The organism is Geomonas diazotrophica, assembly GCF_018919385.1.
GTDB lineage: Bacteria > Desulfobacterota > Desulfuromonadia > Geobacterales > Geobacteraceae > Geomonas > Geomonas diazotrophica.
In genome coordinates this window covers 126,393-143,111 of sequence record NZ_JAHLMF010000010.1, presented here as the reverse complement: position 1 = coordinate 143,111, position 16,719 = coordinate 126,393, and the positions used below count along the sequence as shown (strand labels likewise).

The 16,719-nt window shown below is 63.7% G+C and carries 16 protein-coding genes and 1 pseudogene; 7 read left to right on the top strand and 10 right to left on the bottom strand.

Features of this window, described 5'->3' with window-relative positions:
- Positions 1-9 precede the first annotated feature (9 nt).
- The 6 genes from KOM00_RS12860 to KOM00_RS12835 all read right to left on the bottom strand — a co-directional run bounded on the left by KOM00_RS12860 (position 10) and on the right by KOM00_RS12835 (position 7,819).
- A complete protein-coding gene (locus KOM00_RS12860; RefSeq protein WP_216499337.1) occupies positions 10-2,304 on the bottom strand; it encodes a hybrid sensor histidine kinase/response regulator in 2,295 nt (764 codons plus the stop codon).
- 36 nt (positions 2,305-2,340) lie between these two features.
- Positions 2,341-4,197 (bottom strand): HAMP domain-containing methyl-accepting chemotaxis protein, encoded by a 1,857-nt coding sequence (locus KOM00_RS12855; protein WP_216499336.1) that lies wholly within the window; start codon positions 4,195-4,197, stop codon positions 2,341-2,343.
- Positions 4,198-4,385: 188 nt separating this feature from the next.
- A complete protein-coding gene (locus KOM00_RS12850; protein WP_216499335.1) occupies positions 4,386-4,991 on the bottom strand; it encodes a chemotaxis protein CheW in 606 nt (201 codons plus the stop codon).
- Positions 4,992-5,024: 33 nt separating this feature from the next.
- Positions 5,025-6,482, bottom strand: coding sequence for a CheR family methyltransferase (locus KOM00_RS12845; RefSeq protein ID WP_239027639.1), 1,458 nt, complete (start codon positions 6,480-6,482; stop codon positions 5,025-5,027).
- A gap of 1 nt (position 6,483) precedes the next feature.
- Complete coding sequence (locus KOM00_RS12840; protein ID WP_328758474.1) at positions 6,484-6,918, bottom strand: chemotaxis protein CheW; 435 nt, start codon at positions 6,916-6,918, stop codon at positions 6,484-6,486.
- Positions 6,919-7,213: 295 nt separating this feature from the next.
- Positions 7,214-7,819, bottom strand: a complete 606-nt coding sequence (locus KOM00_RS12835; RefSeq protein WP_328758467.1) for an acyl carrier protein phosphodiesterase — start codon at positions 7,817-7,819, stop codon at positions 7,214-7,216.
- A 30-nt stretch (positions 7,820-7,849) separates the two neighbouring features.
- Here KOM00_RS12835 and KOM00_RS12830 point away from each other — a divergent pair, with 30 nt between their 5' ends.
- The gene (locus KOM00_RS12830; protein ID WP_216499334.1) at positions 7,850-8,638 is read left to right on the top strand and encodes an ADP-ribosylglycohydrolase family protein; all 789 of its coding nucleotides are present in this window, start codon (positions 7,850-7,852) and stop codon (positions 8,636-8,638) included.
- Positions 8,639-8,774: 136 nt separating this feature from the next.
- Here KOM00_RS12830 and KOM00_RS12825 read toward each other — a convergent pair whose 3' ends face one another.
- The 3 genes from KOM00_RS12825 to dmpI all read right to left on the bottom strand — a co-directional run bounded on the left by KOM00_RS12825 (position 8,775) and on the right by dmpI (position 9,887).
- The gene (locus KOM00_RS12825; RefSeq protein WP_216499333.1) at positions 8,775-9,005 is read right to left on the bottom strand and encodes a hypothetical protein; all 231 of its coding nucleotides are present in this window, start codon (positions 9,003-9,005) and stop codon (positions 8,775-8,777) included.
- A gap of 101 nt (positions 9,006-9,106) precedes the next feature.
- Entirely contained in the window at positions 9,107-9,679 is a 573-nt protein-coding gene (locus KOM00_RS12820; protein WP_216499332.1) for a flavin reductase family protein, read from the bottom strand.
- A 16-nt stretch (positions 9,680-9,695) separates the two neighbouring features.
- Positions 9,696-9,887, bottom strand: a complete 192-nt coding sequence (dmpI, locus tag KOM00_RS12815; protein ID WP_216499331.1) for a 4-oxalocrotonate tautomerase DmpI — start codon at positions 9,885-9,887, stop codon at positions 9,696-9,698.
- Positions 9,888-10,121: 234 nt separating this feature from the next.
- On the opposite strand from dmpI, the pseudogene KOM00_RS12810 reads away from it, so the two are divergent.
- Positions 10,122-10,442: pseudogene (locus KOM00_RS12810) on the top strand (peptide chain release factor-like protein); the annotation flags it as partial.
- A gap of 157 nt (positions 10,443-10,599) precedes the next feature.
- Here KOM00_RS12810 and KOM00_RS12805 read toward each other — a convergent pair.
- Entirely contained in the window at positions 10,600-11,520 is a 921-nt protein-coding gene (locus KOM00_RS12805; protein ID WP_216499329.1) for a selenium metabolism-associated LysR family transcriptional regulator, read from the bottom strand.
- Positions 11,521-11,669: 149 nt separating this feature from the next.
- On the opposite strand from KOM00_RS12805, the gene KOM00_RS12800 reads away from it, so the two are divergent.
- The 5 genes from KOM00_RS12800 to KOM00_RS12780 all read left to right on the top strand — a co-directional run bounded on the left by KOM00_RS12800 (position 11,670) and on the right by KOM00_RS12780 (position 16,654).
- The gene (locus KOM00_RS12800; RefSeq protein WP_216499328.1) at positions 11,670-12,431 is read left to right on the top strand and encodes an acyl-CoA dehydratase activase; all 762 of its coding nucleotides are present in this window, start codon (positions 11,670-11,672) and stop codon (positions 12,429-12,431) included.
- The gene (locus KOM00_RS12795) at positions 12,428-13,594 is read left to right on the top strand and encodes a double-cubane-cluster-containing anaerobic reductase (protein ID WP_216499327.1); all 1,167 of its coding nucleotides are present in this window, start codon (positions 12,428-12,430) and stop codon (positions 13,592-13,594) included. Before KOM00_RS12800 ends, KOM00_RS12795 begins: the two co-directional genes overlap by 4 nt.
- Positions 13,595-13,678: 84 nt before the next feature.
- The gene (locus KOM00_RS12790; protein WP_216499326.1) at positions 13,679-14,446 is read left to right on the top strand and encodes a rhodanese-like domain-containing protein; all 768 of its coding nucleotides are present in this window, start codon (positions 13,679-13,681) and stop codon (positions 14,444-14,446) included.
- Between the two features lie 44 nt (positions 14,447-14,490).
- Positions 14,491-15,501, top strand: a complete 1,011-nt coding sequence (locus KOM00_RS12785; protein WP_216499325.1) for a transglutaminase-like domain-containing protein — start codon at positions 14,491-14,493, stop codon at positions 15,499-15,501.
- 196 nt (positions 15,502-15,697) lie between these two features.
- Positions 15,698-16,654 (top strand): hypothetical protein, encoded by a 957-nt coding sequence (locus KOM00_RS12780; protein ID WP_216499324.1) that lies wholly within the window; start codon positions 15,698-15,700, stop codon positions 16,652-16,654.
- The last annotated feature ends 65 nt before the right edge of the window (positions 16,655-16,719 follow it).

The following is a 16,719-nucleotide window of genomic DNA, read 5'->3' as shown; positions in this document are numbered from 1 at the left end:
GGTCCCTCGTCAGCTAAGTTTTTGAATTACCTCGATGAGGTTTCCCTGGTCGAAGCTGCTCTTCACCAGGTAGGCGCTGGCGCCCGCGTCGATGCCGCGCTCGCGGTCGCTGCGCGATTCCAGTCCCGTCACGAGGATCACCGGCAACGTGGAGAGCCTGCCGTCTGCGCGGATCGCCTCGGTGAGCTGGAAGCCGTCCATGCGCGGCATCTCGATGTCGGAGATCACCACGTCGCAGGCCTGGCTCTTTAGCTGGGAGAGCGCATCCGCCCCGTCCACGGCGGTGCGCACCTCGTAGCCGGCCGATTCCAGGATGTTCTTTAAAAGCGTGCGCGAGGTGATCGAGTCCTCCGCCACCAGCACCGAGACCCGCCGGGCCTGGGGAGCGTGAGAGGGGGGGGAAACCGGCGGCGCCTCGACGGAGAGCGCCGAGCGGAACAGGTCCGCCACGTTCAGGACCGGGACAACCCGGCCGTTGCCGAGCACGGTCCCCCCGGACACGTTGCGGACACGCGAGAGCTGCCGTCCAAGCGGCTTGACCAGGATCTCCTGGACCCCAAGCACCTGGTCGACGGCGAAGGCGATCCTCTTCTCGCCGGCATGCAGCAGCACGAAGCAGAGGTTGTCCTCCGCGGCCTGCGCGCCGCGTTTGAGTTCGAGGATCCGCGCCAGCGCGACCAGCGCGACCACCTCTCCGTTCACGAGCACCGTGTCGCGGTTCTCCACCCGTTTAACCTCGGCAGGTGCCACCCGCGAGCTCAGTTCCACGTTGGTGGCCGGGATCACGCAGTCCCGGCCGGCGACCTGCACCAGGAGCCCCCTGATCCTCGCGAAGGAGAGGGGAAAGGCCAGCCGGAACACGGTCCCGGCGCCAGGGGTGCTGGAGACGGTGACGTGCCCCCCCAGGCGCTCGAGGGAGTGGCGCACGATGGCGAGGCCGAGCCCCCGTCCCGAGACGTTGCCGACGGAGCTGCTGGTGGAGAGCCCCGACTCGAAGATGAGCTGCAGCGCTTCGTGGTCCTGCATCCGCTCCAGGAGTTCCGCCGGGGCCGCTTCGAGTCGTTTTGCCGCGGCCTTGATCCGAGCCAGGTCGATGCCGCGGCCGTCGTCCTCCAGGATGAGTTCGGCGCGGTTGGCATCCTGCAGCCTGATCTCGAGGCCGATCGCCCCCCTGGCGGGTTTGCCCGCGGCCAGGCGTTGCTGCGGCTCCTCGATGCCGTGGTCGACGGTATTGCGCACCAGGTGCAGGAGCGGCTCCTTCAGTTCGGCGAGGATGCGGCGGTCGATCTCGAGCTCGCCCCCTAGGCAGCTGAACTCGGCCTCCTTCCCCAGTTCGCGGGAGAGGTCCCGCACCAGCTTGGCGAAGGGGTCGCACAGCGTGGAGCAGGGGAGGAGCTGCAGCTTCTTCATCTCCTCAAGGAGCGGGTCGAGCATGGCCTGCAGCGACCTCAGGTGCTTGTCCGCGCTCTTTTCCAGCAGGCGCAGACGCCCCTCCAGGTGCCGCTCCGTCTGGCAGCTCTGCTCCAGCATGGCGGCGAGTGCTGCTTCCCGGCCACTGGCCCCCTTGACGATCCTGCGGGCGGTCTCCAGGGCACGGCTACGTTCCCCCTGGCGCAGCGCCAGCTCGCCGGCCGCTGCGGCCAGCTCTTCATGGAGCGCCGAGGCGGAAAGTTTCGCGGAAACGAGCTCCTCGGACTGCAACAGGAGCTCTTCCAGAAGGCGCGCCGAAACCCGGACCGTCTCGTCCCCGTACGGGCGCGCCGCAGGGGGACGCGCCTCGGCCGCTTTCCTCTGCGGCGCCCGGTGCGGTGCGGAAGAGGTGGGGGGCGCGCCGTGATGCGCGGCAGCCTCACGTGCCGGGAGGGGGGCACGGGGCTCCACCCCCACTGGCGCCGGGTCCGGCGGGACCGCCGCGGCGACCGGAAGCTCGTGCGGCGCAGAAGATGCCGGGACCGCTGTTGCGGCGGGATGGTAGAAGGTGACCCGTTCGCCCAGTTCGTTGATGCTGACGTGCAGCGAGTCGAACTGTTCGAGCCCGAGGGGAAGGTCCCCCCTTTTCAAATCGGCGAGCACGTCTTCGAGCCGCTGACAGGCCAGGGCGACGTCCGGGAGGTTCACCGCGTGTGCCGCCCCCTTAAGGGTGTGCACGCGGCGGAAGATCGCCTCCAGCAGACGCACCCGTTCGGCAGCCTCCGGCTCGCGCTCCAAAGAGATGAGCAGGGTGGAGAGTTCCCCCAGGTGCTCCCGTGCCTCCAGTTCGAAGGTCTCAAGGAGTTCTTTGAGCAAGGCGTCGCTGTCAAGCATGCCGCAGTAAGCCCCCGTTTCCCGCCGTCATGGGCATCATGCCACCTTGTAACCGCTGACGAGCCTTTGCAGCTTCTGGTTCAGCTCGTACAGGTTGCGGGCCGCCGCCTCGATCTGGCGCGATCCCTCGACGTTCTGATCGCTGGCCTGGTTGATGCTCTGGATGGCGATCGCGATCTGGTCCATGCCGATCGCCTGCTCCTGGGTGGAGGTGACGATCTGCAGGGTGGCGTTTGAGGATTCCTCGATGCTGGCGGCGAGCTGCCTGATCGATTCCCCCGCCTCGCTTGACTGTTTCACCCCCGCCTCGACCGCCTTGCTACCCTGCTCTGTGGCGAGGACCGCGGCGGTGGTCGCCTTCTGGATCTGTCCGATGATGCTCCTGACCTGGGAGGTGGCCTGCTTGGACTGGGTGGCCAGGTTCTTCACCTCCTGCGCCACGACGGCGAATCCCTTGCCGTGCTCCCCGGCCTTGGCAGCCTCGATGGCCGCGTTCACCGCCAACAGGTTCGACTGCTCGGCGAGGTCTGCGACGGTGGCGATGATCTCGCCGATGGCCTGGCTTTGTTCCGAGAGGTTGACGATGCGCTCCGCGATGAAACCCATGCGCTCGTCGATACCCTGCATCCCGCCGATGGCGCTGTTCACCGATTCGCGGCCGGTGCGGGCGATCTGGGTCGAGCGGTGCGCGCTTTCGTACACCTGGCGCGACTTCTGCGAGGTGAGGTCGGTGGTCTGGCGGATCTCCTGGACGGTGGCGTTGGTCTCGGAGATGGAGGTCGCGGTCTGGGCCGAGCTGGAGGCGAGTTCGCTCACCGTGGTCATGATCTCGGCGGCCGATCCGGCCAGGACGTTGACGACCTCGGCGATCTCGAAGGTGAGCTCCCTGAGGTTCCTGGTCATCGCCTGGAAGGAGTTGCCGAGACGGTCCTTGGGGGAGGCGGCGAGCACCTCGATGGTGAGGTCGCCCGATGCGATGCGGTCGGCGTTGTCGGCAAGGGTGTTGAGCGACGCCACCATGTCGCGCATCGCCTTGCCGAAGACGTCGGCCTCGGAGAGAGGAACGACCTCCACGTCGAGGTCTCCCAGGGCGATGCGGTTCGCGGTCTCCCCCATGCCGCGCATCGACTGGACCACCTTGCCCATGGCCCTGAGGAGCTGTCCGAGCTCGTCGGGGGAACTGCTGCCGATCTCGACGGAGACGTCCCCCTGGGCCAGCCGGTCGGCGGCCTGCACCGCGTCGGTGAGCGGTCTCGTGATGGAGGCGGTGATGGCGAAGGCGATGACCGCGGCCAGAATGCAGGCCAGGGCCACGAGGACCGCGGTGATGGCGAAGGTGAAGCGCTGGTTCTTGCTGGATTCGGCGGCGAATCTCTCGGCGATGGAGTAGGAGTCCTTGAGCACCTCGTTCACCTGTGCGTCGATCTGGGCGACCGTGCGCCGGGCGTATGCCTTGTGAAAGGCGATGGCCTCCTTGACCTTTCCCTGTTGCGCCAGGACGATGGTCTTGCCGCGGACCACCTTCCACTGGTCCATCGACTCCCTGATCTGATCGATCTTGGACTTGTCACCCGGTACGCGTTCCCTGGCCAGCGCCAGTTGACGGTAGACGTTCTTCTCGCAGCTCTCTATTTCCGCGATCGACGCCTCCATGTCCTCCCGGTCGCTCGCGTAGAGTATCACGTCCTTCATGCCGCGATGCATGCGGGTGATGTTGGTGTCCACCTGCTGGATGGCGTTGGTCACGGCGAAGGGGTGTTCGTAGAACTCGCTCAAAAGGTCGCCTTCGGCGGCGAGGTTTTTAAGGGAAAGCGCCCCGATCAGGATCAGGAACAGGACCAGCACGGAAAAACCGGCAACCAGTCGGGAACGGATCTTCAGATTACTCAGCATGGAACCCCCTATGAAACAGGTCAAGGATGAAACAGGTCAAGGTTTAGGTTGAGGTTGAGAAAACCCACAAACCTATGAAACAGGTCAAGGTTTAGGTTGAGGTTGAGAAAACCCACAAACGCAACCCTTGACTGCAAAAATGACTAACTAAGCTGGACAACCTTAACCTCAACCTCAACCTGGCTTTTCTACCCTACCTCTTCGTGCACCACCATGCGCGGGTCGGCCAGTATCCTCCCCATGTCCAGCAGGGCCAGGCGCTCGGCGGTCACCCCCGCGACGAACTCCTCCCTGGGCCCGGCAAAGGTGTCGGGAGTCGGGAGAAGATCCGCAGCCGATACGGATCTCGTGCCGACGATGCTGTCGGCCAGCACCCCGAACTCCATCCGTTCGTCTCCCACCACGATCACCCGGTTCAGGTCCGAAAGCCCCAGCGCGGGGAGTTCGAAAAAACGGCGCAGGTCCACGATGGAGATGATGCGGCCGCGCAGGTTGGTGATCCCCAGTACGAAGGAGGGGGCGCAAAAAAGCGGCGTGAAGTCCGTGAGCGGCAGGGTTGCCGCTATGTAGGAGAGCTCGATGGCGTAGCGCTCCCCGGACAGGAGGAATTCAAGGCAGTCGATGCCGGTCCCATCCGCGGCAGGCTCCTTTTTCAGGCTCAACTGGCGCGCCCGTTCCAAAAGGAGCGCCTGCTCGCGCACCGGGTCGTCGGAGGGCGCAACCGCCGCCTGGAAGGCGGCCTCCTGGCGCTTTAGCAGTAAGGCCCAATCTATGCTGGAACTCTTCAGTGGCATCCGCCATCTCCCGAAACTGTCGTGCCGCCGGTTTTACCTGCGGTTCAACCCGGCGATCATCCCCTTGATCAGCTGCGTCAGCATCCCTGCCGTGATCCCTTCGGCCTCCGGCAGGACTTCGGCAGGGTCGTGCCGCTGCAGCAGGCGCAGGGCGTTGGCAAAGCTCTGGGCCGCATCGCGAAATTCGCCCCGCTTGCGGCACAGGTTGCCCAGGGCGAAGTAGGCGAGCAGGTAGTCGTGGTCCAGGTAGAGCGCGCGCTTCAAGGAGGCTTCCGCGCCGGCATCGTCGCCCAACTGCTCCAGGATCATGGAAAGCAGGTAATGGGTACGGACGTCAAGGCGCTCCAGCAAAAGCGCCTTTTCGCATTGTTCACGGGCCTCCTGGTATCGCCCAAGGTTCGCGTAGCAGCGCGCCGCGAGGGCAAGGCTCTCGGGGAGGTGCGGCGCGGAGAGGGCAAGACGGGCGGCCTCATGGTACTCTCCGGCATGGTACGCGGCACGAGCCAGCGCGACGCTTTCGGGACGCTGGTCCGCCTGCAAAAGAGAAGCGCCGGAGGAGGGTGGGTGCCCCGCCGGGGAGGCGCCGGCCGGAACTGCGCCAGCGACCGGGGCCTGCGGCGCGACGGCGGGTGCGGCCGGCTGCTGCGTTTTCCGGCGCGGTTCACCTTTTCTCAGCAAGAGCGCCCCGTCGAAGTAATGGCAGCTGAAGCCGCGCAGCCTCTGGTGGTCCACCTCGGTGGGGCCGACGAAAAGCCACCCCCCCTGTTTCAGGGCGGCATGAAACAGGGCCACCGTCTTTTCGATCAGCTCGGCATGGAAGTAGAGCATCACGTTGCGGCAGAAGATGATGTCCACGCCGCCGGTGAGCGCGTTTCCCGCGTCGGCGGCAAGGTTCATCTGGCTGAAATGCACCATCTGCCGGATGCGGGGGGCAACCTCGAACTGACCGTCCCCCAGGGGGGTGAAGTACTCCATGAGCCATTCCGGGGCGTTTCGGAAGGACCATTTGCCGTACACCCCTCTCTGGGCACGTTCCAGCGCTTCTTCGTTGATGTCGGTGCCAAGGAGCGTGATCTTCCAATCGGGCAGGTCCTGCAGCAGGCGGCTCAGGATGATGGCGATGGAGTAAGGCTCCTCGCCGGTGGCACAGCCGGCGCTCCAGATCTTGAGGGTCTTGCCGCCGCGGCGCCGTGTATCGATGAGCGCCGGGAGCACCTGCCGCTCGAGCACGCGGTAGCTCTTGGGGTCGCGCAGGAAATACGTTTCGCCGATGGTCAGGGCGCCGGAGAGCGCCTTCAGCTGTTCCTGGGACAGCGGGGCGGCCATGAGCTGGAACAGGTAGTTATCCAGGTCCTCGAAACCGGCCTCCCGCGCCAGGGCGGACATCTTTTGCGCGAGCTCGCGCAGTCGCGTCTCGGGAAAATGCAGCCCCATGTTCCTGGCTATGAACCGTGCGAAAGTCGGCAGGGAGTGGTGGTGATCGTCGCCCACGCTACACCTTTTCCAGCGCCGCGCGGATCTGCGCCTCTTCGTCGGGGAAGAGCAGGGTATCCAGGTCGTGGATCAGCACCAGCCCCTCCGTGGTCCTCGTAACGCCGGCCAGGAATTCAGTGCCCGCCACGATCTCGTCGGCCGAAACCGGCGAACCGGCAGCCTGCTGCAGCACCCCCTCGGTGCCGTCCACGTGCAGGGCCAGTTGGAGCCTCCCGGTATGCGCCACGACGAACTGGTCCTCGCACCCGATGCCTCGCTCCGGCAGACGGAACCTTTTTCTCAGGTTTATGACGGGGATAACTTCCCCTTGCAGATCGAGGATGCCGAGCACGACGTCCGGGGCATGGGGAATCGGGGTAAGCGCGGCCGCCCTGATGACCCTGGTGACCTGATCCAGGCTCAAAGCGTAGCGTTGGCCGTCGAGGGCGAAGATGAGCAGGTGGATCGTGTCTATCGGTCTTCTCCAGGTGCGACATCAATACGGCGCTTTAATTTACCGCGGTGCGGGTTTCTATTCAAGCGGATTGTTGCGATTTAATGACTGAACGTGTGATTTTTCGCTATTGAAGTTTCTGCATGGAGTATGGGACGGGGGGCTTTTTTCTAAAAGGACCGATTTGGAGGATGTGGAGGGGGGCGGGGATACAGTGGCCGGCGTCACTGTGACAATCCCGGCCGGTGTAAAAACAATGAGCCCTCTAAAAAGACAGTATCAAAGGTGAAGCGGCTCAACCTGTTCTGCGCTGTAAAAACTCCTGCGCGTACCGGTGCACCTCGGGCAGGAATTCCAGGAAATCCTCTTGCAAAGCGTGGTAGTTGCGGGTAAGCTCCCTGCCGCCACCGGCCAGTGGGTTGGACCGCTTCACGCGCCTGGACATCCGCTCCAGGGCGCCGGCAACCCCGTCGGTGGTGAGGTAGGAGGGGATCATGTCCTCGAATATCACCGGGACCAACCTCTGCAAGGGTTCCGGCAGCAGGGACCGGTTCCCTTCGACGATCCTCCTGACGCGCTTCAGGTAGACCGGCAGCGGTTCCTGGTGCCATTGCCCCCAGCCGGTGGCCAGGAAGTGGTCGTAGTAGAGGTCGACCAGGATGCCCCGGTAAAGCCCGAACTCAGGCGCGATGCGCAGGCGGCTGTTGGTGAAGCCTTGGTGCTTCTGGGCGAAGGAGTCGATGCGCCGGTGCAGCTCCAGGCCTTGGCGCAGGGGCTCAGGGAATCGGTCGGCGAGCGGTCCCTTGACGAAGTCCCCCATGAAGTTGCCGGTGAGGGTGGCGGGGTCGTCGCCGGACAAGTAGAGATGGAAGAGGTAGTTCATGGCAAGTGATGATACCAAAACCTCGGCAGAAGGGGTAGGGGGAGTGACATGCTCGGTGCGCTGGCCGGCGACATTGTCGGCTCCATCTACGAGTGGAACAACATAAAGACCACGTCCTTCCCGCTGTTCCAGGACCACTGCCGCTTCACCGACGATACGGTGCTCACCGTGGCGCTGGCCGACGCGATCATGGGGGGCGAGCCGTACGCCCAGGTGATGCGGCGCTACTATCGCAGCTACCCGGATGCCGGGTACGGCAAAAACTTTGCGCTCTGGGCCGCAAGCGAGGACGCCGCCCCCTACCAAAGCTGGGGCAACGGCTCCGCGATGCGCATCGCGCCTGCTGCCTGGGCCTTCGATTCCCTTGACGACGTACTGCAAAAGGCCGAGGAGTACACCCTTCCCACCCACGGCCACCCCGAGGGGGTGAGGGGCGCGCAGGCCGCGGCAGCCGCGATCTACCTCGGGCGCAGCGGCGCCGGCAAGGAGGAGATACGCAGCTTCGTGAGCGGACGCTTCGGCTACGACCTATCGCGGAGCTGCGACGAGATCCGTCCCGGTTACCGCTTCGACGTCTCCTGCCAGGGGACGGTGCCCCAGGCGCTGGCCGCGTTCTTCGATTCAGAGGACTTCGAGAGCGCCCTGCGGCTTGCCGTCTCGCTTGGAGGTGATTCCGATACCCTGGCCTGTATCGCCGGCGGTGTCGCGCAGGCCTTTTACGGCGGGGTTCCGTTCCCGATTGCCCAAAGGGCGCTGCGCTTTTTGGACGAGCCGCTGAGAAGGGTTACCTTGGAGTTCGAGGCGCGTTTCGTTGCCGGGCGCTGTTTCAGGCGCTGAGGCGAGGTAAAGGGGAGACGCGGCTCTCGCGCAGCGCTTCGGGGGCAATTACGGCAGGGACCAAAAAAGAAAGGCCGGTGCACCCGCGCAATGTCCGCGGGGTGCTCCGGCCGGTTGGTGAGCTGCAGCGTCCTGTTCAGGCGCCGCCGTGTTCGAGGTTCCATTTCTCCCTGGCAAAGCGGTAGCCGTCCTGCATTTCTTCGTCGATACCGTACGGATTGCTTGCCTGCGCCGTTTCAGTGGCGGCGAGGGATGCAGGCGTTTCCCCGGCTTCCTCGATGCAGGCCTCCGGGAGAATGGAGGTCAGCATCTCTATGATCTGCTGCAGCCGGTCCAGCACCTCGTTCTTGAAGGTCTCGTCGTCCATGTGCGTCCCCGATGGGGGCGCCGCCTTGCCGTCGGCAGGGGATCCGGCACCCTAGGTGTGATGACGCGAACGATTATACCGTAGGAACGGGAACCATCCAGTTACTTCATCAACTGTTTGCCGATGTCGAATCCCTTGCCCACCGGCTCGCCCAGGCCGTAGTAGACGCGGTTGGTCGGGCTGTAGATGAGCGGCAGCACCCTGGCCGGATCGGGGAGGCCGTTGGCGTCGAGGACCGACTCGTCCGCCTTCACATCAACGATCTCGCCGATGAACTGGGTGTGCACCCCGATCTCCACCGTTTGCAGCAGGCGGCACTCGATGACGAGCGGGAATTCCGCGACGTAAGGGGCATCCACCAGATCGCTCTTCACCGCGGTGAGTCCCGCCTGGGCGAACTTGTCCTCGTTCTTGCCGGACGCGATCCCCGCGTAGTCGGCCGCGACGGCGAACTGCTGCGACGGGATGTTCACGGTGAAGGCGCCGCGCCTTAGGATCGCGTCGTAGCTGTAGCGCGATTTGCGCAGGGAGATGGTGACCGCTGCCGGGTCGGAGCTGCAGACGCCGCCCCAGGCCACCGTGGCGAGGTTCGGCTTGCCCGCCATATCGTAACTGCCTACCAGCCAGACCGGGGTCGGCATGGCGTGGGTCCCTTTCCCCAAACTCTTTTTCATATGGCCTCCATGACCTTTACTTGAGGATGTCCGACAGCAGTTTCCCGCCGACGCCGATGTTTTCCCGCTCCATTTCCTTGATGAAGACGATGAACTTGTCCGCGGGGATCTGGGTGACGGAACTGGCTGCGTCGGTCAAGGCCTGCACCAGTTGGCCCTTTTTCTCTTTGTTCTCGATGGTACCGAGGTCGATGGTGATGACGGGCATGTGCAACTCTCCTTGTGGCGGGTGTAGTAGTGGAAAGGTGGTCAATGTAGCAAATATCGGCCATGACATCAACAGCGGGATCCGGTGCCCGATCCTCGCGCGCCGCGCCAGGCATTACCCGCACGGGTAAATGTCCGCTTATTCCGCCGCGAAGCCAACGTGAAGACTAGGGAGTGTGCCGCAGACGTGGTATAGTCCACCGATTCGGCAACGACAAGGAAGAGGAAGATGGCAGAGATCAAGGAATCAGAAATAAAGGTGGAGTTTTACCGCGCTTCGGGACCGGGGGGGCAGCATCGCAACACGACCGACTCTGCCGTGCGCATCCGGCACCTCCCGACCGGGATCGTGGCGCAAGCCAGCGAGAGCCGTTCCCAGGCACAAAACCGGGAGACGGCCCTTCAGCGTCTGGCCGAGCTGTTGCGCAGGCGCGAGCAGAAGAGGAAAAAGCGGATCGCCACCAAGGTGCCGCGCGGCGCCAAGGAAAAGCGGCTTTCCGACAAGAAGGCGGCTTCCGAGCGCAAGAGACAGAGAAGTTCGAGGATGGACAGTTGACGATGGATAACTGAAACCGCTTCCTCCCGATCGGACATGAAACGGCACTCTTGTTTTGTCTGATCTGACGGTCTGGGCGAATGATTATTCGCCCCTACAGTTTGGACGCCTGGCTCTCGATGCCTGGCTCACGACGGTCGATGGTTCCTCCGGTACTTCAACTGTCCACCGGCAACGCTCCATTGCCCCGGTACATTTCCAGCATGATGCCCCTGAAAGCGAGCGCTGCCGGCGACAGCTCGCGCCCTTTGCGGCTGGCCAGGTAAAACTGCCGCTTGATGGAGACGCCGGCTACGGGAACCTGGATCAGGGTTCCCTGTTCCAGTTCGTGCTGCACCGACACCGCCGAGACGAAGGATACGCCGATCCCGGCGATCACTGCCCGCTTCACCGCCTCGTTGCTCCCGAGGTGCGCCGCGACCCGCAAAGTGCCGGGGTCGATCCCCGCCTCGCGCAATGCCTGGGCGGCTGCCTTGCCGGTACCGGAACCGGTTTCCCGCAGTACCACCGGCTCACCGAGCAGTTCCTCCTTGCCGATCGCGCTCTTTTCGCCCCAGCGGTGCCCGAAGGGGGCTATCAGCACCAGCTCGTCCTCGGCAAAGGGGGCGAACTCGAGCGTCTCTTCCTCGAAACGACCGCCAACCACGCCCAGTTCCACCTCCTCTGACAGCAGCTTTCCGAGCACGTCCCGGCTGTCGCCCTGCCTCAGCACGATGGTCACACCCGGAAAACGGCTGATCAGGAGGGGGAGGGCCGCCGGGATCATGTACTCCCCCGGTATGCTGCTTCCCGCGATGTTCAGTTCCGCCTCCTCGATCCCCTTGAAACGCGCCAGCGCGACGGGTATTTCCCTGGCGTACTCCACCAGCTTGCGGGCCCGTTCCAGGAGGATCTTGCCCCCTTCGGTGGGAAGGGCCCCCTTGCCGGTCCGATCGAGCAGTTTCATGCCGAATTCGCTCTCCAGTGCGGAGATATGTTGGCTCACCGTGGACTGCGTGATGAAGGTGGCTTCGGCTCCCTTGGAGAAGCTGCCGCTTTCTGCCACCTTGATGAAAACCTCGAGCTGCTTCAGGTTCACGCCCCCTCCTATTAAATATTACGATCCGGGTTATTTGTTTCATCGAATTTATCAATTTGACTCCCGCCGGTCAATTAGTTAATGATGTCACCTGCTTTTCCCGCATCCCCCACCTCTTTCCGACACCCTATTTCAGCGAGAGACATCAGATGGTAGCAGCAGGAATCGACATAGGCTCGACAGGGACAAAAGCGGTCATCTTCGACGGAGAGATCCGCGCCGCCGTCGTCGTTCCCACCGGCTGGGACCCAAAGGCCGCAGGGCTCGAGGCTCTTCGTCGCGCGCTGGAGAGTGCCGGTATAGCCGAAGGGGAGGTACGAAGCATCGTCGGGACCGGCTACGGCCGGGTTTCCCTCCCCATATTCGACAGGAAGGTAACCGAGATCACCTGCCACGCCCGCGGAGCCCACTTCCTTCACCCTGAAACCCGCAGCGTGATCGATATCGGCGGCCAGGACAGCAAGGTGATCAGCGTCGATGAACAGGGGCGGGTGGCCGAGTTCGCCATGAACGACAAGTGTGCCGCAGGCACCGGGCGTTTTCTGCAGGTCATGGCCGGCGTGCTCGACGTTTCCCTGGAACAGCTGGGGGAACTCGCCGTCGGGGCTACGCCGGCACCGATCTCCAGCATGTGCGCCGTTTTCGCCGAGTCCGAGGTGATCGGACTGCTGGCGCGCGGGGTGGACAAGGGGAGCATCGCGGCCGGGATCTTCCACTCCATCGCGGGGAGGATCCAGGGACTGGCGGGGAAGGTCGCACTCTCGCACCGGGTCACCTTCAGCGGCGGCGTTGCGCTGAACCGTGAGCTCTGCCGTGCCATCGGTACCACCCTCGGCGTCGACATGTGTGTTCCTCAGGCGCCGCAGATGGTCGGTGCGCTGGGTGCCGCGATCATGGGGTTCGAGGCATGAGGGACGTCTGTGCAGCCTTCGACGAGATCGCAGGCCTCAGGGAAAGAAACGCAATCGCGCTCAAGGTCGCCAAGGACCGCGGCAGGAAGGTCGTCGGCACCTACTGCCTGTTTTCGCCGGTGGAGCTGATCGTTGCCGCCGGCGCGATCCCTGTTTCACTGTGCGGGACCAGCGCGACGCCCATCCCCGCCGCCGAGAAGGTGCTGCCGCGTTCGCTTTGCCCGCTGATCAAGTCCAGCTACGGTTTCGCGCTCACCGACACCTGCCCCTTCTTTCATTTTTCCGATCTGCTCCTCGCCGAGACCACCTGCGACGGCAAGAAGAAGATGTACGAGCTGCTGGGGCAGATGAAACCTCTGCACCTGATGCAACTGCCCCAGGTACAGGACGAGGCGGCGCTCGAATACTGGGTCCTGGAGCTGAAACGCCTGATCACGCGCCTGGAGCAGGCGTTCGACGTGCAGATCACCCCTGAGAAACTGGCCGCGGCGGTGCTGCTTCTCAACGAAGAACGCCGCTCTCTCAAAGCCCTGCAGGATCTGCTGAAAAGAAGACCAGCGCCCATTTCCGGCATGGATCTGCTCACCGTACTGCACAACCGCGGCTTCACGGTGGACAAGCGCGAGGCGATCGAGCTGATCGACCGGCTGACCCGGGAGCTGGCCGAACTGAGCGACCGCGGGGGGTCTCCCTTCAACCTCCGGACCCCGCGCATCCTGCTGACCGGGGTGCCGGTCGGGATCGGCTCCGAAAAGGTCGTGCGCCTGGTCGAGGAACTGGGGGGGAGCGTGGTCTGCTTCGAGAGTTGCGGCGCTTACAAGAAGGTGGATCCGGTCATGCCCGGCAATGACCTGCTCCGTTCCATAGCGGAAAAGTACCTGCGGGTTCCCTGTTCGTGCATGTCGCCCAACACCGGGCGGCTGCAGCTTTTGGAAAGACTGGTGCAGGAGTTCGCGGCGGACGGTGTGATCGACCTTACCTGGCAGGGGTGCCACACCTACAACGTGGAGTCGTTCACGGTCAAGCGCCACCTGCAGGAGACGGTGCAGGTCCCCTTCCTGCAGATCGAGACCGACTATTCCGAATCCGACACGGAGCAGTTGAAGGTGCGTATCGAGGCCTTCCTGGAGGTGATCGGATCCAGGAGGGGAGGGCGCCCTTGAGAGGCTTGCCGCGCGGAGAACTGTTCGACGACTGCAGGTACCATGTCGATTCTGTCATGTCATGTCAATTAAATGGAGGCCACCATGAAAAGCATCACCCGTTTTATCGGCAGCTCGGTCCTTTCCCTGTTAACGCTCCTCTTGCTCCTGGCCGCCGCGATGCCTGTTTTTGCCGCGGATGCCGACTTCAAAACCGTTTCCAGCGAGGTTTTGAGGGACATGCTGGAGGAGAAAAGAGTGTTCACCCTGGTTGATGCCCGCACCAACGACGAGTACCAGGTGGCCCACCTGGTTAACGCGATCAGCATCCCGGACAAGGAGTTCGACAAGAACATCGCGCTGCTCCCCCGGGACAAGGGGGCGCTGATCGTCTTTTACTGCAACGGGGTCAAGTGCGGCAAGAGCAAGAAGGTCGCCGCAAAGGCGAGGGAGGCCGGATACACCAACCTGACCGTCTACGCCGACGGCTTCCCGGTTTGGGAAGAGAAGGGTTACCCGATCGTGGCCGGCCCCGAGTACGCCAAGAAGATAGAGACCACCAAGTTCACCCCGGCGCAGCTCAAACAGATCCTGGCGGAGAAAAAGGACGCCTACGTGCTGGTGGACGTGCGTGACGAGTTCGAGTTCGCCGAAGGGCACATCGAGGGGGCGATCAACATCCCCGCGGAGACCTTCGCCGCCAAGTCGGGCGTTCTCCCCAAGGAGAAAGGAATCATCGTCTACTGCAACAGCGGCGGACGCAGTTACTCGGCCTACCGCAAGCTGATGAAGCTCGCCTATCCCTCCATCTTCCAGTCCATCCTGGCCGAGTGGAAGGAGGCCGGGTTTCCGGTCGTAAAATCCAAGTTGTAACGGCTGTCACTTATACCATCACTTCAAGAAACAAAGGAGCACGAATGAAGAGGTTGTTGTTAACGATGCTGGCGTTTTCCCTTTGCCTAGCCCCTGCCGCCTGGGCCAAGAGCCGCAGCGGCCAGGTCACCGTCGAGGTCGATCTTTCCAAGCAGGAGGCGGGCAAAGAGACCAGGCTCTGGATCCCCTACGCGGTCTCCGACACGTACCAGAACGTGACCGACGTCAAGGTGAGCGGCGATTTCGCCTCTTCCGCGGTTTACACCGACCAGGCCAACGGCACGCCTATGCTCTACGCCCGGTGGGACAAGGACGCCAAGAGCCGCAAGCTGGTCTACAGCTTCACCGTGCAGCGCGAAGAGGTCCGGATCAAGAACCTCTCCGCCAAGGAGCCCGCCTGGAACCGGGACGACTACGCGGAGTACCTGAAGCCGACCTCGATGGGGCCGGTGGACGGCGAGGTGAAGAAGCTTGCGGACAGCATCGTGAAGGGGAAGACGACCGTTCTCGACAAGGCGAAGGCGATCTACGACTGGGCCTGCGAGAACATGTACCGCGACCCGGCCACGGTGGGCTGCGGCAAGGGGGACGTCTGCGAGTTGCTGAAGAAGCCGGGCGGCAAATGCACGGACATCTCCTCGGTCTACATCGCGCTGGCGCGTGCCGCCGGTGTACCGGCGCGCGAGGTGTTCGGCCTGCGCCTTGGCAAGAAGGCGCAGGAGGATGTCACCACCTGGCAGCACTGCTGGGTCGAGTTCTTCCTCCCGGGCACCGGGTGGGTGCCGGTCGACCCGGCCGACGTGAGAAAGGCCATGCTGGTCGAAAAACTGGAACTGAAGGACGCGAAGACCCGCGAGTACCGCGAGTACTTCTGGGGCGGCATCGATCCTTACCGCTTCAAGATCGCGTCGGGGCGCGACCTGGTGCTTAACCCGCCGCAGGCCGGCGCTCCGCTCAACACCTTCGGCTATCCTTACGCGGAAGTGGGGGGGAAGGTGCTGGACTGGTACGACCCGAAGGGCTTTAGCTACCGCATCAACTTCAAGGAAAAGTAGGGGAGGGTGACCTGCCCGACCGGGCCGTGCCGCAAGGCGCGGCCTTTTTTCGTCCGGCCAACGCCCTCACCACGCCCCTTTCCCGGTGGGAGAGGGAGGACGTACCGGGTGCCATGCCTGCTCTTTTGCCTTGTTTCGCCGGGGCGATTGTTGTATCTTCCCCCCCGGTCCACAATAACGAACCAGGAGTTTACCCGTGCAGATCCGCACCGTTATCGCCCTCACGTTCCTGGGCGCCTGCGTCGCAGCGCCGCTGGCCCATGGCGCCGACGTGGCCCCGGCCATCCCGGCACCTGTCGCGGCAGCGCCCATGGCCCCGCCCATCCCGGCTCCTGTCGCCGCAGCGCCCTCCGACCAGGCGGCCGCCATCGCCGCTCTCACCAAGGAGAACGCGCTCCTGCAGGAGAGAATCAAGGCCCTGGAGAGCTGCAGCATCAGCTCCGCCGACCTTGCCGCCCGCAACTCCAAGAAGCTCAAGGAGATCACCGCCGACGTGCGCAGCCAGCGCCAGGCCATGGCCGACTTCGAAAGCTACGTGAAATGGATGTCCGGACACGTTGCCAGCTACTCCAAGTACATCCAGGCCAGTTCAGTCGCCGCGCGTTTCGTGAAATTCTTCCCGATTCCGTACGCGGGACAGGCCTCGCTCTTCACCAAGTTCGTATCCGACTCCGCGGTGTCCCTCGGCGCCGCATCGGTCTCCATCAACAGGTACCTGGGGACCTCGCAGCAGTTCCTCTCCCGCGCCGACGCGCTCGACCCGAACAAGCCCACCTACAACCAGGACGTCTCCGACCTGGTGCGTTTCGCCGACCAGGACCTGCTGAAGGGGATGTCGGAGGTGCAGGACCGCCTCATCACCACCTCCCAGCTCTCCGCCTCCTCGCTCTCCTTCCTGGAGAGCGTGAACCACTACGTAGGCTCCGGCGACGAGGCCCTTACCAAGGCGAAGTCCTTCCTGAAGAGCGACGACAAGGCCGAGAAGAGCTTTTTGGCCGAAAGCACCGCCTCGCTGAAGAACAAGGCGCAGGCGTTCAACGGCAAGCTGCAGCTCTTCGACGCCACCGTCAAGAAGACCGCCCCCCAGATCAAGGCGCTGGTCGCTTACGACGACCTGGCACGCAGCCTTGATCCGAAGTTCGCCAGGAAGTAGTTTCGGCAGGTAGTTGCAGCTGCCAGCGCCCTCACCCGGCCTTCGGCCACCCTCTCCAGGCGGGC